The organism is Pseudomonas mediterranea CFBP 5447, assembly GCF_000774145.1.
GTDB classification, from domain to species: Bacteria; Pseudomonadota; Gammaproteobacteria; order Pseudomonadales; family Pseudomonadaceae; genus Aquipseudomonas; species Aquipseudomonas mediterranea.
On the sequence record NZ_KN322983.1, the window covers coordinates 520,352 to 544,288 of the forward strand.

Sequence of the window (23,937 nt, forward strand, 5' to 3'; positions counted from 1 at the left end):
TCTATTAGGAGAGCAGGATGAAATTCAGTGAACAATGGCTGCGCGGCTGGGTCAGCCCGCAGGTAAGCCGGGACGAGCTGGTTGCTCGCCTGTCGATGGCCGGTCTTGAGGTCGATAGCGTGACGCCGGCCGCCGGTGAATTCAGCGGTGTGGTGGTGGGCGAGGTGCTGAGCACCGAACAACACCCGGACGCTGACAAATTGCGGGTTTGCCAGGTCAGCAATGGCGGGGAAACCTTTCAGGTGGTCTGCGGCGCGCCAAACGTGCGTCCGGGCCTGAAGATCCCGTTCGCGATGATCGGCGCCGAGCTGCCGGGCGACTTCAAGATCAAGAAAGCCAAGCTGCGTGGCGTTGAGTCCAACGGCATGTTGTGCTCCCAGGCCGAGCTGCAGATCGGCGAAGGCAACGATGGCTTGATGGAACTCCCGGCCGATGCGCCGGTGGGCCAGGACATTCGTGAATACCTGGGCCTGGACGATGCCAGCATCGAAGTCGACCTGACGCCGAACCGTGGCGACTGCCTGTCCCTGGCCGGTCTGGCCCGTGAAGTGGGCGCCTTGTACGACACGTCGGTGACTCGCCCGACGGTTGCGCCGGTTCCTGCGGTGCATGACGAAGTGCGTTCGGTCGAGGTCCTGGCCCCGACCGCGTGCCCGCGTTACCTGGGCCGCGTGATCCGTAACGTCGACCTGTCGAAGCCGACGCCGTTGTGGATGGTCGAGCGCCTGCGCCGCGCCGACGTGCGCAGCATCGACGCTGCCGTCGACATCACCAACTACGTGATGCTGGAGCTGGGTCAACCCCTGCACGCATTTGACCTCGCTGAAATCAATGGCGGCATCCGCGTGCGCATGGCCGAGGAAGGCGAGAAGCTGGTCCTGCTCGACGGCCAGGAAGTCACCCTGCGCAGCGATACCCTGGTGATCGCCGACCACTCCCGCGCCCTGGCCATTGCCGGCGTGATGGGCGGCGAGCACAGCGGCGTTTCCGCGTCGACTCGCGACGTATTCCTCGAAAGCGCGTTCTTTGACCAGATCGCTGTCGCCGGCAAGGCTCGTTCCTATGGCCTGCATACCGATGCCTCGCACCGCTACGAGCGTGGCGTGGACTGGCAACTGGCCCGTGAAGCCATGGAGCGCGCCACCGGCCTGCTGCTGGAGATCACCGGCGGCGAAGCCGGCCCGATCATCGAAACCGTCAGCGAACAGCATTTGCCCAAGATCGCACCGGTCACTCTGCGTGCCCAGCGCATTTCCCAGATGCTGGGCATGGACATGGAGGCCGCCGAAGTCGAGCGTCTGCTCAGCGCCCTGGGCCTGAACATCACTGCCGATGGAGCAGGGCAATGGCGCGTCGAAGTGCCAAGTCATCGTTTCGACATCAGCCTGGAAGTCGACCTGATCGAAGAGCTGGCCCGCCTGTACGGCTACAACCGTCTGCCGGTTCGCTACCCGCAGGCTCGCCTGGCCCCACAAGCCAAGGCCGAAGCCCGCAGCGACCTGCCGGAACTGCGCCGCCTGTTGGTGGCCCGTGGGTACCAGGAAGCGATCACCTACAGCTTCATCGATCCACGCCAGTTCGAACTGTTCAGCCCGGGCGTCGAGCCGCTGTTGCTGGCCAATCCGATCTCCAACGACATGGCGGCCATGCGCTCGTCCCTGTGGCCAGGCTTGGTCAAGTCGCTGCAGCACAACCTGAACCGTCAGCAGGACCGTGTGCGCCTGTTCGAAAGCGGCCTGCGCTTCGTCGGTCAATTGGACGGCTTGAAGCAGGAACCGATGCTCGCCGGTGTCGTCTGCGGCAGCCGCCTGCCGGAAGGCTGGGCGCAGGGTCGCGACGTCGTCGACTTCTTCGACGTCAAGGCTGACGTGGAAGCGGTACTCGGCTTCGCCGGTGCGCTGGATGCATTCACCTTCGTGCCGGGCAAGCATCCAGCCCTGCACCCGGGACAGACTGCGCGCATCGAGCGAGACGGGCGTGAAGTAGGCTATGTCGGCGCCATTCACCCTGAACTGTCGAAAACCCTGGGCCTCGATCGCCCGGTGTTCGTCTTCGAGCTGGTTCTGGCCGAAGTGGCACAGGGGAAAATGCCGAAATTCCAGGAGTTATCGCGCTTTCCTGAAGTGCGCCGTGACCTGGCGTTGCTGGCTGACCGCGACGTTGCCTCCAGCGCTGTGCTGGACGTAATCCGTGAAAATGCAGGCGAGTGGCTGACGGACCTCAGGCTATTTGACGTGTATCAGGGTAAAGGCATTGATCCGCATAGAAAAAGCCTCGCAGTCGGCTTGACCTGGCAGCATCCATCGCGCACTCTTAATGACGATGAGGTGAATACCGCAACGCAGAATATCCTCACCTCGCTCGAAAACAGGTTGAACGCCACGTTAAGGAAGTGACGTATGGGGGCTCTGACGAAAGCTGAGATGGCGGAACGTCTGTATGAGGAGCTGGGCCTGAATAAACGGGAGGCCAAAGAACTGGTCGAACTGTTTTTCGAAGAAATCAGGCACGCTCTCGAAGACAACGAACAGGTCAAATTGTCCGGTTTCGGCAATTTCGACCTTCGGGACAAACGCCAGCGGCCTGGCCGCAATCCGAAAACGGGAGAAGAAATCCCGATCACGGCTCGCCGTGTGGTCACCTTTCGTCCAGGGCAGAAGTTGAAGGCCCGAGTTGAGGCTTATGCTGGAACCAAGTCATAACGACGAGCTACCCGTCATCCCGGGCAAACGCTACTTCACCATTGGTGAAGTCAGCGAGCTGTGTGCGGTAAAACCACACGTGCTGCGCTATTGGGAGCAGGAGTTTCCTCAACTCAACCCGGTCAAGCGCCGCGGAAACCGCCGGTACTATCAACGACAGGACGTGTTGATGATCCGGCAGATCCGCGCGCTGCTGTACGACCAGGGCTTCACCATCGGTGGCGCGCGCCTGCGCCTTTCCGGTGACGAGGCCAAAGACGATACCACCCAGTACAAACAGATGATCCGCCAGATGATCGCCGAGCTCGAAGATGTGCTGGTGGTGCTCAAGAAATAAAATTCTGCTTTTAAATACTTCCAGTTTTCAAAAGCTTGCGTTATATTCCTGAGCGTTCCGCTGAGAAGCGGAACAAGATTCACGCCTAGTCGGGGCGTAGCGCAGTCCGGTAGCGCACTAGCATGGGGTGCTAGGGGTCGAGTGTTCGAATCACTCCGTCCCGACCATATTTTTCCTTGATTAGGCCCAGCCATTAACGGTTGGGCTTTTTCATGTCCGCAGGAAGCCGGTTTGTTTAGATATCCTGAAACGCTCCCTCTATGATGGGGGCAATGGGAGACTAATCAGGTCTTAACCAAGGAGCAGATGCGATGCTGATCCAGTCCATTCAATTGACGAACTTTCTGAGCTTTGGTGCTTCATCAGCCACCATTCCCCTAGGGCCGTTGAATGTCATTATCGGGCCGAACGGATCGGGAAAGTCCAATCTGCTGGAGTCTATTGAGCTGTTGCGCAGTGCACCGGAGCAGTTGCTAAAGCCTATTCGCGAGGGTGGCGGAGTTCGTGATTGGCTATGGAAAGGTGCGAAGGGTACGCCAACAGCGTCGCTGGATGTTCTGCTTACGCACCCCAAGGGACCGCAAAATCTGCGTTATCACTTGGCTTTTACTGAGGTTGGACAGCGTTTCGAGATCGCGGATGAGCGGGTCGAAAACGAGGCGCCAGATGGCCCCAAGCATCCTCAGCCGTACTTTTTTTACCATTTCAACAAAGGCCGACCGGTACTTAACCTGAAGGGCGGAGGGGCTCGTTCTTTAAGGCAGGAAGATGTCGATCTGGAAAAGTCGATACTGTCTCAGCGTCGCGATCCAGATCAGTACCCGGAAGTCACTTATTTAGGACAGACGTTAGGCAAGATTCGGCTTTACAGGGAATGGAGTTTTGGCCGCTATACGGCCCCTCGGTTACCGCAAAAAGCGGACCTTCCCAACGACGTGTTGGAGTCGGACTCCAGCAACCTGGGACTCGTGCTCAACCGGCTGCGCCGTGACCCTGCTGTCAAGCAGCGTCTGCTGACGGCCTTGCAGGTGCTCTATAGCGGCATCGATGACTACGACGTGCAGATCGAAGGTGGCACGGTACAGGTATTTTTCCACGAGGGTGGATATACGATACCGGCGACCCGGTTGTCTGACGGTACTTTGCGTTATTTATGCCTGCTGGCCGTGCTGTGTCATCCCAATCCGCCACCGTTGATTTGCATCGAGGAACCTGAGCTGGGGCTACATCCCGATATTCTGCCGACGTTGGCACAACTGCTGAAGGACGCGGCTACACGTACCCAGCTTATTGTGACTACACATTCTGATGTGTTGATAGATGCTATGAGCGACCAGCCTGAGTCCGTCCTGGTAGCGGACAAAACAGACGTTGGTACGACGCTGACGCGACTGAACGCCGAAAAACTGAAGCCTTGGCTGGAGAAGTACAGGCTCGGACAGTTGTGGACGCGGGGGGAGATTGGAGGAACGCGCTGGTGAAACTCTATGTAGAAGGAGGAGGGGATGCTGCTTCGCTGAAAACGGCTTGTCGTGAAGGTTTTTCGAAGTTTCTTGAAAAGGCCGGTTTCAAAGGCCGTATGCCTAGAATAGTGGCCTGCGGTAGTCGTAACGATGCCTTCGACTCCTTTTGTACGGCGATGCGTAATCAGGAGCCGGCCATGCTGTTGGTCGATAGCGAAGCACCGTTGTCCGAGTTAAGTCAGCCAGGAGATGCCTTGCAGTCTATCGATCGGGCCCGGTGGCTGCCATGGCAACATTTGCAGCAACGCAAGGGCGATGGCTGGAAAAAACCTGTGGGCTCTGAGGATTGGCAGTGCCACTTGATGGTTCAGTGCATGGAAAGCTGGTTGTTGGCGGATCGGCGAGTGCTCAAGGATTTTTTCGGCCAGGGCTTCCAGGAAGGACAATTGCCGGCGCTTGGAAACCCCATTGAGCGTGTGCCCAAGGCACAGGTATATGATGCTTTTGCCAAGGCTACCCGAGGCTGCAAGTCCAAGAGTCAGTATGGTAAGGGGGAACATTCTTTCAAATTGCTGGGGCTTATTGACCCAGGCAAGGTGAGTGAGGCGTCCCCCTGGGCCAAACGATTTGTTGAGACTCTTGAACTACGTATGTGAGTATGCATTCGAACATCTTTGGACGAACTGGTGTAAGCCCTATCGCAAAGGGGACAGTAAAGGCCTTGGCTCTGCCGGGCTTTTCTAAACAATTCAACGCGAATCCACCTTCTCCGAGATCTCGATGGCTGATCTTGCCTTGCACCTCCGAACCCAGCCAAAGAAAGCGTGAACCGGGCGTAGAACGGCTAAAAGCAAGCACAACAGCAATATGACGAACATCAGGATCAATGGGGTGCTTTCGTGCGAGAACATGGTGGGTACGCCTGTAGTCACTATGTTGTAACCCGCAGGGTAGACATGTTTGGCCATGATTGGGATGAACGTATGTTCATCTTCAAACGTTTGAGTTGTGGTACGGCAGAGCTTGCCTGAACAGGCGATTCTGATTCGAAATTCTGCCGTGACCCCTGACGTCGCTATCGCCTTGCGGCAAAGCAACTTTGCAACGACTGTTGATGCTGCGTTATCAGGCGGTTGATTTCCGAACGCCTCAGTTCCGACATGTGGTTGTTGTCGGCCCAGCTGAGACTGTTTTCCAGATCGTCGATTTCACTCCGTATGGCTTCGCATTGGTCATTCTGCATGGCCGCCAGTCTGGACTGGGTCGATGCAAGCAGCTCGTCTCGTTGCGCCACGGCTTCTCTCCATTTCTGAAGCAAGGCAGCGAGCTCATCGTTCTGCTTTTGCAGTTCCTGGTTACGCGTTGTCTGGTTCTCCAGCGCGTTTTTTTGTTGTCCAAAATTCATGCCCCCCACCACAAAGGTGGTGCCGATGCCTACGATGAAGGTTCCAAGCGCTATCGCAGTTGTCAGCCAGGGCGTGCCTGGGCTGGGTGATGGCGTCAGTGAGTTTGCAGTGTTCATCAAGATAATCGTCCTTCCATGGTCTTGTGGACCCGTTTTATACAATGCGCGTTGTCACTTTGCACACTGCTCGTGCCTCTGCGGGACGAGGGATGTTCGCCAAACGGCGTGATGATAAAGTGCGCACGTTTTGGCCGACAGATGGCCTGGGTTCTACGATCAAGGAGCGTTTGAATGTCGTTGTTAAGGATGTCCACACTTTCACTGTGCCTGGCAGGTTTCGGGTTTGCTGGCGGCGTTTTCGCGAATCAGCAGGATGAAAAGCATCAGGGACTGGTCGCCTTGGTTGCCATGGAACAGGTGTGCAACAAAACCAACCCTGGTCTCAACGGTGACGTGGAGAATGCCATGGCCGCCGATCCCAGGATCGACGAGGCGACCAAGGCGGAAGTCAGGAAGATAAAGTCCGATCCGGCTTATAAGTTTCAAGTGATGAGCATGGCGAATAACCTCGTCAACTCGCCATTGGCCGGCACAGCGCAGGGTATGTGCAAGGATTATGCGCCGGAGTAATTCGGCGCATCGGGGCCCTCATTCAGCCACCAGCAACAATGACTGCGGCACCGCACGCTGAGGGTGTTGCGGTTCCTGCAGGCCCGTCAGCCGAAAGCCGGCCATGTCCAGGGCATTGAACCAGCTGGGCAGGGTGCGCAGGTACCACGGCATCGGTTGCCACTGCCCGTTGAAGCCTTCAAAGCGTTCCTGCCGCCAGCCATCCTGATAGTCGCCCGCTGCGGCGACCCATGGATGCAGGGTCTGGATCACCAGGGCGCCGCCAGGGGCGAGCAGGGCCTTCAGGGCGACGAGCAGAGGGATGATGTCCTGGTGCAACAGGGCGAAGTTGGCGCAGATCAGGTCGTAGTCGCTGCCGACATCCACCTTCGCCTGCACCAGCGCTTCATAGCTGGCCAGATGCACGGGTGAAGAGCCGGCCGCCCGTGCGGACTCCACCAGCGTGGCATCGCCATCCACCCCAACGGCCTCGATACCCCGTCCAGCCAGAGCACGCAATAACCAACCTTCACCGCAGCCCAGGTCGAGCACGCGCTCGGGTTGGCGACCAAGTATTGCCAGCAGGATGGCCTGGTCGGTGACTTCGCGCCGGCTTTCGATGGCGCCGGCGCGGACGGCATCGATCCAGGCCTGGGCGTTGTGGTGCCAGCTTTGAAGAAGCTCTGATTCGTGGGTGGGCATGTCAGTGTCCGGTGGGGGCCTGAATACAAGAATAGAATACGTTTTCCAGTCGCTTTATCCTGGGTTCGGCTTCACTTCGAGCGTCGAGTCGACAAAATGTACTCCGGTGTACATTCTTCGGGGGGCAGGGTACATTCAACTCACGTTTTTTGAATAAGGTGAGCGAGATGTCCCAATTGGGGAAGGCCCGTGGCAAAGCCCAGGACAGCGGTTGGCGCGGTTCGCCGGAGGGCTGGCTGGAGGCTGCCTACGATGCCTTGAAGGAGTCGGGTATCGATGCGGTCCGGGTCATGCCGCTCGCCAAGCGCCTCGGTTTGTCGCGAACCAGTTTCTACTGGTTTTTCGAGGATCGTGAGCAGTTGCTGGCTGCCTTGCTTTCCCGCTGGCGGGAGACCAACACCGGGGGCTTGATCCGACAGAGCGAAAGCTATGCGGAGAGTATTTCCGAAGCGATCCTGAATGTGTTCGAGTGTTGGCTCAACCCGCAATTGTTCGATTCGCAATTCGAGTTCGCCGTGCGCAGTTGGGCGCTGCAGTCGGCTGAGGTGGCCCAGGAGGTCGCTACCGTGGACGAACAGCGGATCAGCGCCCTGGCGAGCATGTTCAAGCGGTTTGGCTATGACAGCCAGGGCGCCGATACCCGCGCCCGTACGATTTACCTGACCCAGATCGGCTATATCAGCATGAACACCAGTGAGCTGATCACCACGCGTTTCCAGCGTATTCCTCATTACGTCAGCATTTTTACCGGCAAGGTTCCCAAGCAACGCGAGCTGGATCGCTTCTATGGAAAGTTTGGCTATGCCGAAAAAGAACCTGGGATTTTCGTTCCCTTGACGGACACGTTCGATGAAGGCGCTGGCGATGATCAATGAGACCCTGGGGATCATCGGTGGCACCGGCTGGTTGGGCGGGGCAATCGCCAAGGCGTTGCTGGAGCAGGCGCTGGTGCCGGCGGGCAACCTGGTCATTTCCAACCGCTCCGGTAGCCACCCGTTGGCCCGGCAAGGCGTTTGCCTGGCTACGGACAACCAGGCGCTGGTGACGCGCAGCGACGTGGTCATCATCGCGGTACGCCCCGAGCATTTCGCCGGCCTGGACATCGACGCGACGGGCAAGACCGTCGTTTCCCTGATGGCCGGAATCACGGCGCAGGCGATTGCCGCGCAGACCTCGGCTTCGACAATCGTGCGGGCGATGCCCAACGCGGCAGTGGAAATCCGGCAATCCTTTACGCCTTGGTTTTGCTGGGGGGAGGTGAGTGAGGCGACGAAGGAGCTGATGCAGCGGCTGTTCGAATCGGTGGGCACCGCGGTTGAGGTCCGGGAAGAAGGCTTCATCGACTACCTGTCTGCGCTGTCGGGCACCGGTCCTGCCTTGCCGGCCTTGCTGATGACGGCGCTGACCAACCAGGCGGTGGCCGCCGGCCTGCCTGCCGATATTGCGCAATTGGCTGCAAGGAACGTCGTGGTCAACAGCAGTCAGCTTCTGCAAAGCCACGATGCGCTGGAGATGATCGACGCCTTGGTCGCCTATCGAGGCGTCACGGCCGCAGCGTTGCAATCAATGATCGACAGTCGCTTCGAGGAGCACGTCGGCCGGGCATTGCAAGCCGGCGCTGCGGTTGCCCGAAAAGGGCTGCATGCCTGATGGGGCTATTCCAGGTCCCTCGCCACAAAACCGCTTTTCGTGGCGAGGGAGCTTGCTCCCGCTGGACTGCGCAGCAGGCCCCTAGTGCTTGACGCCAGGGGGCATGACCTCAAATGTCCTTGAGCAACCGCAGCGCATCGTAGATGGCGGCATGGGTATTACGCGCCGACACCGCGTCGCCAATCCGGAACAATTGGAAACGGCCCTCGGGGTTGGTCACGATGTTCTGGGTTTTCCCGGCGATCAGATCCTGCTGTTCCACCGCACCGTTGTTGCGCGAATGGGGACGCAGCTCGAAGTACAGATCGTCGAGGGGCAGGGTGCCGTGATTGACCACCACTTGATCGACCACCCGCTGTTTGTGCACCTGGCCATAATCGCTGCCGAAGTTCGCCACCAGTTGCCCATCGCGTTTCTCCACCGAGTCGACCCGATAGGTAACGGTAAAGGTGACGTTGAGGTCTTGCAGGCTGCGCATGTAGGGCACCAGGTTCATCGCCATCACCTCGGGCGCGAACGAGCGGTCCGGTGTGACGATCTCCAGTTTCGCCCCGCTGTGGGCGATGACTTCGGCCGCTTGTAGCGCCGCGTGGTCGCCCGCGTCGTCAAAGATCAGCACGTTCTGGCCGGGCTTGACGTCGCCGGAAATGATGTCCCAGGTCGACACCACCAGTTCATTGCCGCGTTCGAGCACTTCGGTGTGCGGCAAGCCGCCGGTGGCGACGATGACCACGTCCGGGTTTTCCGCCAGCACTGTCTCGGCCTCGGCCCAGGTGTTGAAACGGAACTTCACGCCCAGCCGTTCGCATTGCGCCATGCGCCAGTCGATGATGCTGATCATCTCGCGCCGCCGCTCGCTCTGCGCCGTCAGACGGATCTGACCGCCAGGTTGATCGGCGACTTCAAACACCGTGACGTCGTGGCCGCGTTCGCCGGCGACCCGCGCTGCTTCCAGGCCCGCCGGACCGGTGCCGATCACCACCACTTTGCGCTTGAGCGGCGCCTTGGAGATCTCGTGGGGCATGGTGGTTTCACGCCCAGTGGCGGCGTTGTGGATGCAGTATGCGGCGCCGCCCTGATAGATACGGTCCAGGCAGTAGTTGGCGCCTACGCAGGGACGGATTTCTTCTTCGCGCTTCTCGATGATCTTGCGCACGATGTGCGGGTCGGTCATGTGCGCCCGGGTCATGCCGATCATGTCCACCTTGCCCGAGGCGATGGCATGGCGTGCCGTGGCAACGTCGGGAATCTTCGCGGCATGGAAAGTAGGGAAGCCAGTGGCCGAGCGGATCTCGCCGGCAAAATCCAGGTGCGGGGAGTTGCGCATGCCTTGGATCGGAATCACGTCGGTGAGGCCGGCATCGGTGTCGATGTGGCCGCGAACGACGTTGAGGAAGTCGACCAGGCCGCTGTCCTTGAGCATGTGCGAGATCCGGATGCCGTCGCTCGCACCGAAACCGCCGGGCAAGTCTTCATCGCCGGTGTAGCGCACCCCCAGCAGGAAATCCTCGCCGCAGCGCTGGCGGATGCCGCGCAGGACGTCGAAGGTAAAGCGCAACCGGTTTTCCAGCGAACCGCCGTAGGGGCCGTCAAGGTCATTGGTCAGCGGCGACCAGAACTGGTCCATGAGGTGCCCGTAGGCTTGCAGTTCCAAGCCATCCAGCCCGGCGGCCTTCATCCGTTCGGCGGCGTCCACATAGTCCTTGATGATGCGATCGATGTCCCAGTCTTCCAGTTTTTTCGGAAAAGAGCGGTGCGACGCTTCCCGACGATGTGAAGGCGAGACCACGGGTAGCCAGTCAGCCTTGTCCCAGCGCGTACGCCGTCCCAGGTGGGTCAGCTGGATCATCACCGCCGCGCCGTGTTCGTGGCATTCGTCGGTCAGGTCCTTCATCCATTTGACCACTTCGTCCTTGTACGCCAGCACGTTGTTGAACACCGGCGGGCTGTCGCGGGAAACCGCGGCGGAGCCGGCGGTCATGGTCAGCGCCACGCCGGCCTTTGCCCGTTCTACGTGGTACGCCCGATACAGTTCTTTCGGCATGCCGTCGACAGGGTAGGCCGGTTCATGGGAGGTGGTCATGATCCGGTTCTTGAGAGTCAGGTGCTTGATCTTATAGGGCTGCAGCAAGGGATCGCTGGACATGGTGTTGCGCTCCGGGAACAGAACATCAGGCTGGGTTTTGACATAACCGTATGTTCAATGTTCATGGATGTCAATGTAGTGTGACACATGTGTACATTTCTTCTTGCGTGGCAAAAAAACCGGGATTAGTATCGGTTCGCAACCAGGTGGAACGACCTGAATGCGCGAGTCATTTGCATAACCAGATCCAAGTGTTCCCTCGGAGGCGCAGGCCCACTGCGCTTCATGAGGGCGCATTAGTCTTTCTGCTGCCCTGCCAATAACTATTAATACAGACGCGGAGATGCATCATGATGACGTTGTTCAGCAAAACGAGTATCGGTTGGCTCGCCGGCCTGGCGATGGCCTCCAGTTGCCTGATGGCCCAAGCCGAGGAACCCACGCCTATCCGGATTGGATGGGTGAACTGGTCGGATACGGAAATCGCTGTAAAGCTGGCGGACACGGCGCTGCGAGACCATCTGAAACAGCCGGTCAAATTGGTCCTGGCCGATATCGGCATCCAGTTCCAGGCGTTGGCGAACGGCAGTATCGACCTGATTCCGATGGTCTGGCTGCCGAGCACCCACAAGTCTTTTTATGACAAGTACAAAGACAAGCTTGAAGACCTCGGCTCACTGTACGAAGGGCGAATCGGCATGGCGGTGCCGACGTCCATTCCGACCACTGAGATCGCCAGTGTCGAAGACCTCAACAAGCCCGAAGTGCGGGAAAAACTCGGCGGCAAGATCCTCACCTCCGAAGTCGGTAATGGTCAGTACAAACTCACGGAGAAAGCCATCAAGGAGTACAAGCTCGATGGCTACAAGATGGTCGCCTCTTCGGAGTCCGGCATGCTGAGTGAGCTGGATCGTAATCTCAAGCGTGACAAATGGTCGTTGATCAATGCCTGGAGCCCACACTGGATGTTCTCCAAGTGGTCGCTGCGCTACCTGGATGACCCGAAGCAGATTTTCGGTGGGGCCGAGCAGATCCACGCGGTTGCCCGCCAAGGGTTCAGTGCCGAACATCCCGATGTGGCCCGGTTCTTCGCCAACTTCAAGATTCCTCAGGCCGATCTTGAGAAGTTGATGGCGACCGCTCGTGACAGTTCTGCCGACAAAGTGGTGGCCGAATACTATGCTGCCAACAAGCCGCGCTTCGAGGCCATGTTTGGCAATCAAGCGGCCTCCGCGACAACCGTTCAGCCATGACTGTGGCTGTCCTCCAGGGCTTCCAGAAGGTCGAAATCTGAGTGAGCCGCTTTGAATCCACCTCGGAGCCGGGCTCAGGAGGGAATGGAACGATGGCTTTACCGTTGAGTGTGGATTTGATGGGCAGCGCGCAGTTGCTCCAGCGATCGCTGCATAAGGTCCTGTCGGACAGTGCGTGTCCTGGTGCCCAGGCCTGTGCCGCTTCCATAGGCGCGGCTCAATGGACGTTTAAGCCCCCGTCGGATGCCCCGGATGCGCTGCCGAAGTGCCTGCTGCCCGATCTGTCCCGGGCAGTCGATGCAGCACCAAGGACCCACGAACATCTGGACGGTGTGGTGGGGGCTTTAAGATTCCTGTTGCCCCATGTCGCCTGGATCAAGCGCCAGGCTCAGGCGGGCCAGGACGATTCGTTCGTACAGAGACACCGTCATGGAATGATCACCGGCCCGGTGGGATTGTTTGAATGTCCCTCTCTGACCTTGGGGTTGGCGCTCATGGCACCGGAGACCTGCTATCCCTTTCATCAGCATCCACCAGCCGAGTTCTACCTCGTACTTTCGCCAGGCGATTGGTACCGGGAGGACGTCGGCTGGTGGAGTCCCGGAGCAGGCGGCGTCGTGTTCAATCCCCCATCGTGCATCCATGCCATGAGGTCGGCGAACGTGCCGCTCCTGGCGCTTTGGGGGCTGATTCATTAATGCCCCGCTGCAGAAGAGGCGGGGCAGTCGCAGATGGGGGGAAGCTCTCAGCCATCGTCCGTGCCCGTTTGGCTGGAGTTGCCATGAGTGAGTGGGGGGCGTTGCAATAAGTTTGACCTTTGAGCCGTCCCTGGCTCCTTCAGGCAATCTTGTTTAGAACTTGAAGCGTCCGACCAAGCCCCTCAGTTGACCGGAAATGTCCGTCAGGCGGCCCGAGCCGGTCTGTGCCGAGTGGGCAAATTCCTCGACCAACTGCGCATCGGCATGGATCTGCGCGATGTGCCGGTTGATGTCTTCGGCCACCTGGTGCTGTTCCTCGGCCGCAGTGGCGATCTGAGTGTTCTGGTCGCGGATCGAGTCCACCGAGTTGCGGATCTTGTCGAAGCTGTCGCGGGCCTGCTGGATGCGTTCCACGCTGGTTTGCGACACTTGCAGGCTGCTCTGCATCTGTTGGGTCACTTCCTGGGTGCGGCGGGCCAGGTTACCGAGCAGGCTGTCGATCTCGCCGGTGGAATCGGCGGTGCGCCGCGCCAGGGCCCGCACTTCATCCGCCACGACGGCGAATCCACGGCCTTGGTCGCCGGCGCGCGCGGCTTCGATGGCGGCGTTGAGCCGGTCGTCCAACCAGACCTCGGCAATCGAGCGGATGGTGTCGAGGATGGTGTTGATGTTCTTGCTGTCCTGTTCGAGCGCCTGCATGGTCTGGGTCGACTGCTGCAGGTCTTCGCTCAGTTTCAGCACGCTGCCGGTGGCTTCACCGATGTGATGCTGGCCGTCGTGCACGTCACGGTAGCCGGTGTCCGCGCTGGAGGCGGCCTGGCTGCAGGAGCGGGCCACTTCGTTGGCGGTGGCGACCATTTCATTGAACGCGGTACTGACCAGTTCCACCGCCTGGCGCTGGCGGCCGGCGGCTTCGTTCATGTTGGTGGCGACTTCGCTGGTGTCGGCCGCCGCACTTTGCAAGTCGGAGGAGGCACTGCCGATTCGCTGTACCAACTGCGCGATCATGCCCAGGAACTGGTTGAACCAGCTTGCCAGGGTGGCGGTTTCGTCCTTGCCTTGTACCGAGAGTTGACGGGTGAGGTCGCCTTCGCCTTCAGCGATTTCCTGCAAGCCGTTTGCAACGCCGCGAATCGGTCGCACGATGACGCTGGCAAAACTTGCGCCGACCACGGCGAAAATCCCTGCCAGCACCGCAGCGATAATGGCGATCAACCAGGTCAGGCTGGAGGCGCCAGCCATGACTTCGTCGCTCTTGATCAGGCCGATGAAGCGCCAGCCCAGGCTCTTGGAGGTCACGATGTTGACCATGTAGGACACGCCATCGATCTCGACCTGGGTCATGCCATCGCTGCTCTTGGCCAGCGCGGCATAGTTGGGGCCAAGGTCGGCAAGGGGCTTGAAGTTGTGCTTGGCATCGCTGGCGTCGACCAGGACGTTGCCGTTCCCCTCGATCAGCATCAGGTAGCCGCTTTCGCCCAGCTTGAGTTGTTTGACCAAGGCGGTCAGTTGATTGAGCGACACATCCAGGCCGACAACGCCGATGACCTTGCCGCTGGCATCAGCGACGGTGTGTACGGTGCAGATCAGGGTCACGTCATCCGGTGCCCAATAATAGGCGTCGGTACGGCCGATGGTCCCCGGCGAAGCCATGGCGGTTTTGTACCAGGGACGCACGCGCGGGTCGTAGTTCGACAGCTTGGCGTCGTCGGGCCAACTGGCGTAGCCGCCATCAGTCTGCGCCACGGACAGATAGGCCGTGGTCGGATGGGTCTTGGCAAAACCGTCGAAAATCGCCAACAGCTCTTTGTTGGTGTCAGTAAGAGGAATGTTCGCGGCGTCGGCGCCGGAGTAATTCTTCAGGCCCTTGGCGGCGATGATGCGCGGATCCTTGGCGAATTGTTCGACGTTCTGGCTGATGCCGTCGAAGAAGGTTTTCATGCCATTGTCGATCTGGCGGATTTCCCGGCTGCTGCTGTCGAGGAAGTTGGTTTTCGCCGCGTCGCGCAGGTTCAGCACGACGAGCACTGCCACCAGGATGACCGGAAGGCAGGCGATGGTCGCGAACGCCCATGTCAGCTTCTGTTTGATATTCATGACTTCTCCCGCGGGTTTTATAAGTGTTGGGTCGGCGGAAACAATGGCAGTGCGCGTTACGAGTGCTGGAAGGGAAAGCGCCCATGTCTACTTTCAGTCTATCGACTAAAGGCGTACAGACTTTAGAGCGGCGGGTATTTAAAGGGCGTCGATGGGCATCCGCGTCGCTAATCCACACGATAGCGACGTTCCCCATACCATGGCCCTTTGTCCGAGATGCGAGAGTGACGCCAGTCTGATCGTCTTCAGGAAGAGGCCCTATGCCAAGTGCATTCGAGAGCGTACTTAAAAACAAGAACATGGCTTATCGGCCACTCGGTTCGCCGGGGGTTGATCAGGCGCCGACCCGTGTCGCGTTCGTGTTGATGGACAATTTCTCGATGATGTCCTTCACCGGTGCGGTGGACGCCCTGGTGACGGCCAACCTGATGTGTGACATGCCCCTCTACGAGATCCTGACGGTAGGGGTGTCGGGGAATCAGGTAACGAGTGACCTGGGTATTGTCATTTCCACCGACATCGAGCTGGCGCAATTACCGGAAAACCAAGACGTGCTCATCGTCGCCGGCGGCTTTCGCGTGAAGCTGCAAGGTGTGCCCCTGCTGCGGCGCAAGCTACGCGCCAATGCGGCATACGGGGCGATAATGGGCGGGCTGTGGAATGGCGTATTCTTCGTCGCCGATGCCGGCCTGCTGGATGGATTCGAATGCGCCGTCCACCCGGAAAGCCGTGCGATGATGATGGAGGTCTTCCCCCATGTGAAGGTGTCGAGCCGGGCCTATGTCGTCGATCGTGGACGGGTCAGTTGTGCCGGGGCGAACAGTTCGCTGCGGATGATGCTCCAGCTGATCCGCCAGACGGGAGGAGAGGCCCTGGTGGGGGCCATCGAGGAAATCCTGCGGTGTGACGAATCGGGCGACGCCTCGGATTTGCCGCCGGTCTTCGTCGAGACGGACCCGCGGCTGCCGGAAAGCCTCAAGCTGGCGCTGGAATTGATGTGGCAGAACATCGAAGAGCCGTTGACCATCGATGAGTTGGCGGCCTGCGTCAAGATTTCCAAGCGCCAGCTGGAGCGACGCTTCTGCAGTTTTCTCGGGGCGACCCCGACGCGTTACTACCTGGAGTTGCGCCTGACCCGGGCGCGCCAGCTCATCCAGCAGACCAATCGATCGATGACAGAAGTTGCCGTGGCGACGGGCTTCGTCAGCTCCCCGCATTTCCAGCGGCGTTTCCGGGATTTCTTCGGCGTTCCGCCAGGCAGCTATCGTTCGTCGTTTGGGCGAAAACAAACGTCAGGATAAGTGCTCTCTGGAGGGCTTACACCAGGCTCGCGCTTATCGGGTAGCGCGAGCCCGATCTTTGTGCTCAGCTATTGCGCGTTTTCTGGACCATATACAGGACGATGCAGCCTGTCGCGCATAGCCAGATAATCGAGCCGGCGGCAGCGACTATCAATGTGAGGTCGGAGTCGTAGTCGATCATGCCGGGAACCGCATAGACAAACCAAAGCAGCGTAACTAGGACGAAAGCCAACAGCGTCATCAGAAATTCGAATATCTTTCTTGCGTGCATAAGTGTCTTCCACCCGCCGGTCAAGGGCGGGTACTTCAGGTTGTCGGTCAGGTACCTTTTTCTGTCTGCGCAGAAATAAAGGGGTTCAGCAGGGGAGGCGAGCGCCGCAAGGCTTCGTCATCCACCAGCAGACATTCCGTGTCCGAGAACTTCACTCAGCAGTGACATTCGCCCGAAGGCGAAGGGTGACGCGGCATCGGATCAGGTTCTATCGTCCAGTTGTTCTTCGGCAGGCACGTTGTCGGTTTGCGAGGCGGTCATGGTCGTGCCTTTGCATAAGACCTTGCCCACTTCATCGGCAATGGAACCTTCAACGATTCGCCCTTGCATCTGGTCGAATTGGGCTTTTTCCAAACCTTCCAGGCTGTTGTACATCCCCATGTGGCGAACACTGCGATTGGCACAATCGAGTTCCACCTTGGTATAGCTGGTGAAATAAGTACCTTCCCTTTGTACGATGGCCTGAATGGCAGAACCGCTTTCGGCAAACGAAACCAGGGAATACTCGGCGTCTGAATCATCGTAGCCGTACTGTATTTTTTGCACGTCCGCTGTCGCATGACACGCTACGCAAAGAGCAACGAGAGAAATAACCGTTTTCATGCTTTCTTCCATGAATAAGCAAGCCAGGGAGGTTAGTGGCCAAGTGAGATCATTGTGCTTGGCTTGTAACATCGAGTCAACATTACACAAAGATGACGCGTTCGACCGTTGGTCGGGTAAACCAAGCGTGTCGGAACTTTCAGAGCTTAGCCTTGTTTGGCGGAAAAGTCCTACGTTACCGTCGTTTCTCGAGGTTGACTGTCCACAAAAGGTCTATCGGCAGTGGGGATGAAAACCTGAGGCTTGGTCGTTGTTGAAAGCGAGCCGGCTGGCGCCGGCAGCCAAGCCTCAGGTATGGAGAGAACCGCGGGTGACCCCGCGGGAAATCATGGCATTTGTGGCAACTCCCTGGGTTGCAGGTCGAACACCAGCACCTCGGCATCCTGGCCTTTGCTCAACGTCAGTACCTGTTCTTCCCGCACTCGCACGCCGTCACCTTCCTGTAACGACACGCCATTGAGTTCGACATTGCCTCGGGCGACATGCACGTAGGCATAACGTTCAGGCGCCAATGTCAGGGTGGCGCTTTCGCTGCCGTCGAACAGTCCGGCGTAGACCCGTGCATCCTGGCGTACCTCGAGGGAGCCGTCGGCGCCGTCCGGGGAGATGATCAATTGCAGGCGGCCGCGTTTCTGCCCGGTGCTGAAATGCTCCTGCTGGTAGCGTGGCCTGGCACCGCTGACATTCGGCACGATCCAGATCTGCAGGAAGTGCACCGGCTCGTCTGCGCTGTGGTTGAACTCGCTGTGGGCCACGCCACTGCCGGCACTCATCAGTTGCACGTCGCCTGGGCGAATGACCGAGCCCGTGCCCAGGGTGTCTTTATGTTCCAGCGCGCCTTCGAGCACGTAGGAGAAAATCTCCATGTCCCGGTGGGGGTGCTGGCCGAAACCCTTGGCGGCGGCGACCCGGTCGTCGTTGATGACCAGCAGGTCGGAAAAGCCTTGTTGATTGAGGTCACGGTAGTTGGCGAAGGAAAAGGTGTGGAACGAGGTCAGCCAGCCGTGACGGGCGATTCCGCGGTCCGCAGCTTTGCGAAGGGTCAGCATGGTAGTTCTCCTGGTTCAGTGGGCGACGGCTTTGGCCGTTCGCCGGGGACAGAAGAAGGTTAATGGTTATCGAAAGGCTCAATAAGTAGCTTGAAAACGAAAGACTGTCGCCTATGGGTGGACAATAAACGAAACCTACCGGCCAATGCATCCCGTTGCCATAATGTCGAAGTTGCGCCTGAGGCCACATCGGATCCTGTGGGAGCGAGCGCGAGCAGGCTCGCCAGGCTCGCTCCCACAGGTTTTATCAGGCGGGCTTGCTGCGTTCCTCTGGATTTTTTGGCGTGTTAATTGATGAAAACCATTGCAATGGTGCTGTTCCCGGACTTTTTGCTACTCGACATGGCCGGGCCGATGGAGGTGTTCTCCATCGCCAATCGCTATCTTGAGCCGGACCAACGCTACCAATTGCTGACCCTGGGCACTGAACGCGGGGCGTTGCGTGCGTCCAACGGTGTGGCGGTACAAGCCGACATGCACATCGACCAGGCCTGGGCCGCTTATGATGTATTGCTGGTGCCGGGCGGGCCGGGGGCCTACAACGATCGGCATCCGGGGTTGCACACCTGGCTGCGCGCCGCGACGCAACGGGCCACGCGCTACGGCTCCATCTGCACCGGGGCCTTTGTATTGGGTGAGGCGGGATTGCTCGACGGCTACCGCGTCACCACGCACTGGCATTACACCGATCGCCTGATCCGGCGCTTCCCCAAGGCGCTGGTGGAAACCGACAAGATCTTCCTGCAGGACCGGCGCCTGTTCACGTCCGGCGGCGTCACCGCCGGCATCGACCTGGCATTGGCCATCGTCGCTCAGGACCACGGCCGCAAAGTGGCGCTGGACGTGGCCAAGGTTTTGCTGGTGGTCATGAAGCGCCAGGGCGGGCAAGCCCAGTTCAGTCCTCTGGTGGCGGCGGTGGCGGCCCAGGAGTCGGCCATCACCCGGGTGCAGCATTATGTGATGGAGCACCTGGAAGAGCCTTTCACCGTCGAGCGCATGGCGACGCTGGCCTCCATGAGCCCGCGGCATTTTGCGCGGATGTTCGCCCGCGAAGTGACGATGACGCCGATGGAATTCCTGCAAGGTGCGCGGATCGACCGGGCCCGCCAATTGCTCGAAAGCACGGACCTGCCCCTCAAGACCGTGGCGTTTCGCAGTGGGTTCGGCAGCGTCCGGCACATGCGCTCCCTGTTCAGTGAAAAACTCGGCCTGACCCCCGTGCAGTATCGCCAGCAGTTCAGTTGAGCCTCCGGTGTCCGTCCAGGGCACCGTGATGTCCGTCATGCACCCTGTGCCAGCATTGTTCTCCGGTCGCGGGCTGCCAAGATAACGGCGAACCCTCTGGAAAGGATGCAAGAGAGCCGGGGCAGACGCGTCCGATGACCGCGACGCGCTATGCCCATACCGGTTCTTCGGCGCTGAATCAGCATGAACAGTTTCATCAAACCCGATACCGAAATGGCGGTGGGCTTTGGTCCGTTTGCCTTCTACCGGCAGCAGCGGTTGGTCACCCGAAACGGCGAACCTCTCACCTTGGGCGGACGGGCGCTGGACGTTCTCCAGGTACTGGTGGATCACGCCGGCAGCTTTATCAGCAAGCAAGCGCTGATAGCCGAGGTCTGGCCGGACAGTGTCGTGGAAGACATCAACCTGCGGGTGCACATTGCGGCATTGCGGCGGGCGTTCGGTGAGGGGCGGGACGGATGCCGGTACATCCTCAACGATCCGCGGCGGGGCTATTGCTTTGCCGCGCCGCTGGCTTCGTCCATCCGCGAAAAACACAACCTGCCTGCACGGCTGAGCCCGGTGATCGGCCGCGATAAAGTGCTGGGCCGGTTGCTGGCCGAGGTGCCGCGCCAGCGCCTGACCACGGTGACCGGCCCGGGCGGCGTCGGCAAGTCCACCGTGGTGCTGCGGGTCGCGGAGCTGTTGCTGGAGCACTTTGACGACGGTGCGTGGTTCGTCGACCTGGCGGCCACCACCGAGCCTTGCCAGGTACGGGCACGGATTGCTTGCACGCTGGGCCTGGAGCCCGACACCCTGAACGAGCAACTCGAACGTCGCCGGATGCTGCTGGTGCTCGACGGCTGCGAGCGCCAGCTCGAGGCCTGTCGTGAACTGGCGCTGGCGTTGCGGGCGTCGACAGCGGGCGTGTCGCTGTTGCTGAGTAGTCGTGAACCACTGAGTCTCACCGACGAACATATCGTGCAACTGCCGGGCCTGACGGTGGCGTCGCCCCTTGAGCCCGAGCAGCAATTGCTGGCGTGTCCGGCGGTGCAATTGCTGAAGGAACGGGTTGGCGCCCGGCAGCAAGGTTTCAAGCCCAGCGACCGCGACCTGGTGGCGATGGCGCAGATCTGTCAGCGCCTGGACGGGTTGCCGCTGGCCCTTGAACTGGCGGCAGCCCAAGTCAGTGCCCTGGGTGTGGCTGGGGTGCTGGAGCAACTGGAGTTCGGGCTATCGCTCCTGAGCTTTGGCCGGCGCACGGCCGTGCCTCGTCACCGGAGCCTGGAAGCCTTGCTGGACTGGAGTTTCGAGCGTTTGAGTGCGCCGGAGCAGAGGGTATTCCAGCGCCTCGCGGTGTTCGACCGGCCTTTTACTGCCAAGGCGGCCATTGCCGTGATCAGTTGTCCCGAACTGGGTGTCGGGCAGTTGCCCTGGCTACTGTCACGGCTGGCCAACCAGTCCCTGTTGAGGGTCGAAGAATGCGCCAGTGGCGTGCGTTTCCACTGGCTCAACACCACGCGTGCCTATGCCGAGGAAAAACTGCGGCGCAGTGGTCAATGGCATTTGTATCATCGGCGTTATGTGCTGCAGGGCGCATGGAAGCCTGTTCATTCAAGCCCCGCACTGCCGAGACAGGCTGTGGAGCAGCGCGTCGGCCTCCACTAGGTCCGGGGTATCGAAGCCTTCGGTGAAGCGTCGATAGATCGGCTCGAGTAATTGCTGCGCGGGCTGTATCCGGCCCTGGCGTTGCCATAGTCGCGCCAGGGCCATTGCACTGCGCAGTTCCCAGGCCAGGGCACCCTGACGGCGGGCCACGTCCAAGGCTGTCACCAATTGTTCCTCGGCGCTGTGGTCAAGGGCGGGGTCGTTGCGTGCCAGCAAGGCCAGCGCCTCGGCCCGCAGGATCTCGGCCGTGCACCAGCCCGCCGCCCCGCTGCGGGCGCGGGCGAGTTGCCCGGGGCTGACCTGATCGGCCCGCAGGGTCACGACAATGTCCTCGATCAGCCCGTTGACCGGATTCGCCTCGAGGGGCGCGTCATCGAATGCACCGGCATAGTGGCGGGCCCAGTCATGAAACAGCATCACCGAATGCTTCTTGGCCTGGTACCGCAACATGGCGAGCCTTTCCGTCGCAACTGAATGATCGCCGTTGTAGCGCGCAATCACGCAACCGGCCAGCGCCAGGGTGTAGCAGATCGAGGTGCCGTGGTTGATCTGCAAAGCAATTTGCAGGGCGAGACTGGCGGCCCGCCGGGCTTTTTCGGCCAAGCCTTGCAGCCAGAGTATGCGCGCCAGTATGGTCAGCGATGCGACGCTCTGGTCGTATTGCACGCCGAAACCGTGGGTGAAACGGCTGAGATGGCCGCTTTGGGCCAGGCGCTGGATGACCTGCTCGGCGTCTTGTCGGGCGGCACCCTGGTCGCCGGCAAAATGCAGCGCCAGCACCCGCAAGCGTTGGGCGCTCAAGGACAGCAGCGGGTCGCCCTGGGTGCCCAGGCGGTCGAAGTCCTGGCTCTGTTCCAGTGCCTGCTGGTAATGGCCGCAACTGAGGTTGACCGCCATGTGTCCCGACACCGCCCGGAGCTCGCCGGCGCGGTTCTGGCACTGTTGCGCCAACTGCCGGGCGGTGACGAAGGCTTGAACCGTGGCCGGCGTACCGCCCTCGGTGTGGTAATTGAAAGTGGCATGGGCCAACTCCAGGGCGAGGCTCAGCCTGGGGCATGGCGACGGAGTGGCCCGCAGCAGTTGCAGCGCCTTGTTGACGTAAAGCCCATGCTCCTTGAGCAACGACAGCTCTTGCCAGAGGGGCAGGGTGCTCGCGGTCAAGCGGATGGCCACTTGATGAGCGCCCTTCGGGGCCAATCCCCGGTCGAGGGCGGCACGGATATCATCGCGATAGGCCGCGTAACGTGCGATCCACACTGGCGTGGCGGTGTTTTCCCAATCCTGCTCGGCTTGCTCCATCAGGGCCAGGCAGCGCTCGGCATGGCGTTCCTGGCTGGCTGCCAGTTCGCCTGCTTCATGCAGTTTCTCCAGGGCGTAGCTGCGGGTGGTATCCAACAGGCGATAGCGCACCTCTTCATCGCCGACCTCGACGTTGAGCAGGGATTTGGCGACCAATTGGCTGATCGACACCAGCACCTGGTCGGGCGCGACATGGGGGCCGATGATCACCGCGGCGGCCGATGCCAGGTTGAAGCTGCCCATGAACATCGACAGCCGTCGCAGGCAGATCTGCTCGCACACGGTGAGCAGTGCGAAGCTCCAATCCAGCGTGGCGCGCAGGGTCTGCTGGCGCGGCGCAACGTCGCCGTCGTTGTGGAGCAGGGCGACGCTGTCTTGCAGTTGCCGGTGAAGCGCCTCCAGCCCGAAGCGGCCCACTTGTGCGGCGGCCAGTTCGATGGCCAGGGGAATTCCGTCCAGTCGCCGGCAGATGTCCGCCACCAGGGGCACCTCGCGGTCGGTCAGCTCGAAGTCGTCATGGCTGGCCATGGCCCGCTCGGCGAACAGTTGCAGGGCCGGGTATTCGAGGGCCGGGTAACCTTCGATGGGTGTCTCCCGGGGTGGAAAGGCCAGGGCATCCAGGTGCTGGACGTGTTCGCCCTCGGCTCGCAGGCCTTCACGGCTGGTCGCCAGGATATGCAGGTGCGGGGCGCCGCGCAGGAGGGTTTCGCAGAGCTGGGCAACGGCGTCGATCAGATGTTCGCAGTTATCGATCACCAGCAACAGATGCCGGTCCTTGAGCTGGCGGGCGATGGTCGCCGGCGGGTCGCTGTCCGGCTGCGGCAGATCCAGCAGCGCGCACAGGTCCGGGGCGATCATGGCCGGATCGTTGAGCAAGGACAGGTCCAGCAGATAAGTGCCGTCGCGGTAATGATCGATCAGCCGCTCGGCGACCCGCAGGGCCACGGTGGTCTTGCCGATGCCGCCGGTTCCGACCAGGGTAATGAAGCGCTTGCGCGGCAGGTGGTCCACCAGGTTTTCCACCACCGCCTGGCGTCCGATCATCCGGTTACGACGCGGCGGCAGGTTGTGGGCCAGTGACGCAGGCGCGATATTCGCCATGGGGACGAGGGGCTCGGTCGACACCGGCGCGACAAAACTGTAGCCGCGCTGCGCCACGGTGACGATGTAACGCTGCCCGGCCTGACCATCCCCCAACGCTTTGCGCAGTGCCGCGACGTGCACCCGCAGGTTGGTGTCTTCCACGACACTCCTGGGCCAGACACGGGCGATCAGTTGTTGCTTGCTCACCACCTCGCCGGCGTGTTCGAGCAGCACCAGCAGGATCTCCACCGCCCGCCGCCCCAGGCGCAACGGTTGCCCGCCCTCCAGCACCAGGCGCTGGCGGGGATGGACGTGGTAAGGGCCGAAATGCACCGTCTGTTCGACGGGCAAGGCAGAGGGGTGGCTCATTGTGTTCTCAACGTCTGGTCTGATGCAGGAGGCATATCCGAGTATGTTCCTCAGGTTTGGCTTCAGGT

Annotated in this window: 21 protein-coding genes, 1 tRNA gene and 1 pseudogene; 14 read left to right on the forward strand and 9 right to left on the reverse strand. The window is 60.4% G+C overall.

What is annotated here, in order from left to right; genetic code table 11:
• Nucleotides 1–17 precede the first annotated feature (17 nt).
• From pheT to N005_RS07905, 6 genes are all read left to right on the forward strand, one after another.
• Entirely contained in the window at nucleotides 18–2,396 is a 2,379-nt protein-coding gene (pheT, locus tag N005_RS07880) for a phenylalanine--tRNA ligase subunit beta (protein ID WP_047700670.1), read from the forward strand.
• 3 nt (nucleotides 2,397–2,399) lie between these two features.
• Nucleotides 2,400–2,702, forward strand: a complete 303-nt coding sequence (gene ihfA, locus N005_RS07885; RefSeq protein ID WP_002553164.1) for an integration host factor subunit alpha — start codon at nucleotides 2,400–2,402, stop codon at nucleotides 2,700–2,702.
• Complete coding sequence (locus N005_RS07890; RefSeq protein ID WP_003179985.1) at nucleotides 2,683–3,039, forward strand: MerR family transcriptional regulator; 357 nt, start codon at nucleotides 2,683–2,685, stop codon at nucleotides 3,037–3,039. Before ihfA ends, N005_RS07890 begins: the two co-directional genes overlap by 20 nt.
• A gap of 90 nt (nucleotides 3,040–3,129) precedes the next feature.
• Nucleotides 3,130–3,206, forward strand: a tRNA-Pro gene (locus N005_RS07895).
• A gap of 144 nt (nucleotides 3,207–3,350) precedes the next feature.
• Complete coding sequence (locus tag N005_RS07900; RefSeq protein WP_047700671.1) at nucleotides 3,351–4,520, forward strand: AAA family ATPase; 1,170 nt, start codon at nucleotides 3,351–3,353, stop codon at nucleotides 4,518–4,520.
• On the forward strand, nucleotides 4,517–5,158 hold the full coding sequence (locus N005_RS07905) for a DUF4276 family protein (RefSeq protein ID WP_144402641.1): 642 nt from the start codon (nucleotides 4,517–4,519) through the stop codon (nucleotides 5,156–5,158). The genes N005_RS07900 and N005_RS07905 overlap by 4 nt, the downstream gene beginning before the upstream one ends.
• 419 nt (nucleotides 5,159–5,577) lie before the next feature.
• Here the strand turns inward: N005_RS07905 and N005_RS07910 are convergent, their stop codons facing one another.
• Nucleotides 5,578–6,024, reverse strand: coding sequence for a hypothetical protein (locus N005_RS07910; protein WP_047700672.1), 447 nt, complete (start codon nucleotides 6,022–6,024; stop codon nucleotides 5,578–5,580).
• Between the two features lie 174 nt (nucleotides 6,025–6,198).
• On the opposite strand from N005_RS07910, the gene N005_RS07915 reads away from it, so the two are divergent.
• Nucleotides 6,199–6,537 (forward strand): hypothetical protein, encoded by a 339-nt coding sequence (locus tag N005_RS07915; RefSeq protein ID WP_047700673.1) that lies wholly within the window; start codon nucleotides 6,199–6,201, stop codon nucleotides 6,535–6,537.
• 18 nt (nucleotides 6,538–6,555) lie between these two features.
• Here N005_RS07915 and N005_RS07920 read toward each other — a convergent pair whose 3' ends face one another.
• Nucleotides 6,556–7,218 (reverse strand): class I SAM-dependent methyltransferase, encoded by a 663-nt coding sequence (locus N005_RS07920; protein ID WP_047700674.1) that lies wholly within the window; start codon nucleotides 7,216–7,218, stop codon nucleotides 6,556–6,558.
• A 167-nt stretch (nucleotides 7,219–7,385) separates the two neighbouring features.
• On the opposite strand from N005_RS07920, the gene N005_RS07925 reads away from it, so the two are divergent.
• Complete coding sequence (locus N005_RS07925) at nucleotides 7,386–8,093, forward strand: TetR/AcrR family transcriptional regulator (RefSeq protein WP_047700675.1); 708 nt, start codon at nucleotides 7,386–7,388, stop codon at nucleotides 8,091–8,093.
• Entirely contained in the window at nucleotides 8,083–8,868 is a 786-nt protein-coding gene (locus N005_RS07930; protein WP_047701025.1) for a pyrroline-5-carboxylate reductase family protein, read from the forward strand. Before N005_RS07925 ends, N005_RS07930 begins: the two co-directional genes overlap by 11 nt.
• 109 nt (nucleotides 8,869–8,977) lie before the next feature.
• On the opposite strand, the gene N005_RS07935 is transcribed toward N005_RS07930, so the two are convergent.
• Nucleotides 8,978–11,014, reverse strand: a complete 2,037-nt coding sequence (locus N005_RS07935; protein ID WP_047700676.1) for an NADH:flavin oxidoreductase — start codon at nucleotides 11,012–11,014, stop codon at nucleotides 8,978–8,980.
• Nucleotides 11,015–11,304: 290 nt separating this feature from the next.
• Here N005_RS07935 and N005_RS07940 point away from each other — a divergent pair, with 290 nt between their 5' ends.
• Nucleotides 11,305–12,207, forward strand: a complete 903-nt coding sequence (locus N005_RS07940; RefSeq protein ID WP_047700677.1) for a glycine betaine ABC transporter substrate-binding protein — start codon at nucleotides 11,305–11,307, stop codon at nucleotides 12,205–12,207.
• A 92-nt stretch (nucleotides 12,208–12,299) separates the two neighbouring features.
• Nucleotides 12,300–12,905 (forward strand): dimethylsulfonioproprionate lyase family protein, encoded by a 606-nt coding sequence (locus N005_RS07945; RefSeq protein WP_047700678.1) that lies wholly within the window; start codon nucleotides 12,300–12,302, stop codon nucleotides 12,903–12,905.
• 153 nt (nucleotides 12,906–13,058) lie between these two features.
• On the opposite strand, the gene N005_RS29945 is transcribed toward N005_RS07945, so the two are convergent.
• Nucleotides 13,059–13,913, reverse strand: a complete 855-nt coding sequence (locus N005_RS29945; RefSeq protein ID WP_425337466.1) for a methyl-accepting chemotaxis protein — start codon at nucleotides 13,911–13,913, stop codon at nucleotides 13,059–13,061.
• 6 nt (nucleotides 13,914–13,919) lie between these two features.
• Nucleotides 13,920–15,002, reverse strand: a pseudogene (locus tag N005_RS29950) (cache domain-containing protein); the annotation flags it as partial.
• A gap of 260 nt (nucleotides 15,003–15,262) precedes the next feature.
• Here N005_RS29950 and N005_RS07955 point away from each other — a divergent pair.
• On the forward strand, nucleotides 15,263–16,303 hold the full coding sequence (locus tag N005_RS07955) for a GlxA family transcriptional regulator (protein WP_047700680.1): 1,041 nt from the start codon (nucleotides 15,263–15,265) through the stop codon (nucleotides 16,301–16,303).
• A 64-nt stretch (nucleotides 16,304–16,367) separates the two neighbouring features.
• Here N005_RS07955 and N005_RS07960 read toward each other — a convergent pair whose 3' ends face one another.
• From N005_RS07960 to N005_RS07970, 3 genes are all read right to left on the reverse strand, one after another.
• Complete coding sequence (locus N005_RS07960) at nucleotides 16,368–16,574, reverse strand: hypothetical protein (RefSeq protein ID WP_047700681.1); 207 nt, start codon at nucleotides 16,572–16,574, stop codon at nucleotides 16,368–16,370.
• 201 nt (nucleotides 16,575–16,775) lie between these two features.
• A complete protein-coding gene (locus N005_RS07965) occupies nucleotides 16,776–17,177 on the reverse strand; it encodes a hypothetical protein (protein ID WP_047700682.1) in 402 nt (133 codons plus the stop codon).
• A 326-nt stretch (nucleotides 17,178–17,503) separates the two neighbouring features.
• Nucleotides 17,504–18,226: a pirin family protein gene (locus N005_RS07970; protein WP_047700683.1), complete on the reverse strand. Its 723-nt coding sequence runs from the start codon at nucleotides 18,224–18,226 to the stop codon at nucleotides 17,504–17,506.
• A 294-nt stretch (nucleotides 18,227–18,520) separates the two neighbouring features.
• Here N005_RS07970 and N005_RS07975 point away from each other — a divergent pair, with 294 nt between their 5' ends.
• Nucleotides 18,521–19,471 (forward strand): GlxA family transcriptional regulator, encoded by a 951-nt coding sequence (locus N005_RS07975; protein ID WP_047700684.1) that lies wholly within the window; start codon nucleotides 18,521–18,523, stop codon nucleotides 19,469–19,471.
• A 183-nt stretch (nucleotides 19,472–19,654) separates the two neighbouring features.
• Entirely contained in the window at nucleotides 19,655–21,118 is a 1,464-nt protein-coding gene (locus N005_RS07980) for an ATP-binding protein (protein WP_047700685.1), read from the forward strand.
• Here the strand turns inward: N005_RS07980 and N005_RS07985 are convergent.
• Nucleotides 21,065–23,869 carry an ATP-binding protein gene (locus N005_RS07985; RefSeq protein ID WP_047700686.1) on the reverse strand — a complete coding sequence of 935 codons (2,805 nt, stop codon included), beginning with the start codon at nucleotides 23,867–23,869 and terminating at the stop codon, nucleotides 21,065–21,067. The genes N005_RS07980 and N005_RS07985 overlap by 54 nt on opposite strands.
• Nucleotides 23,870–23,937: the final 68 nt, after the last annotated feature.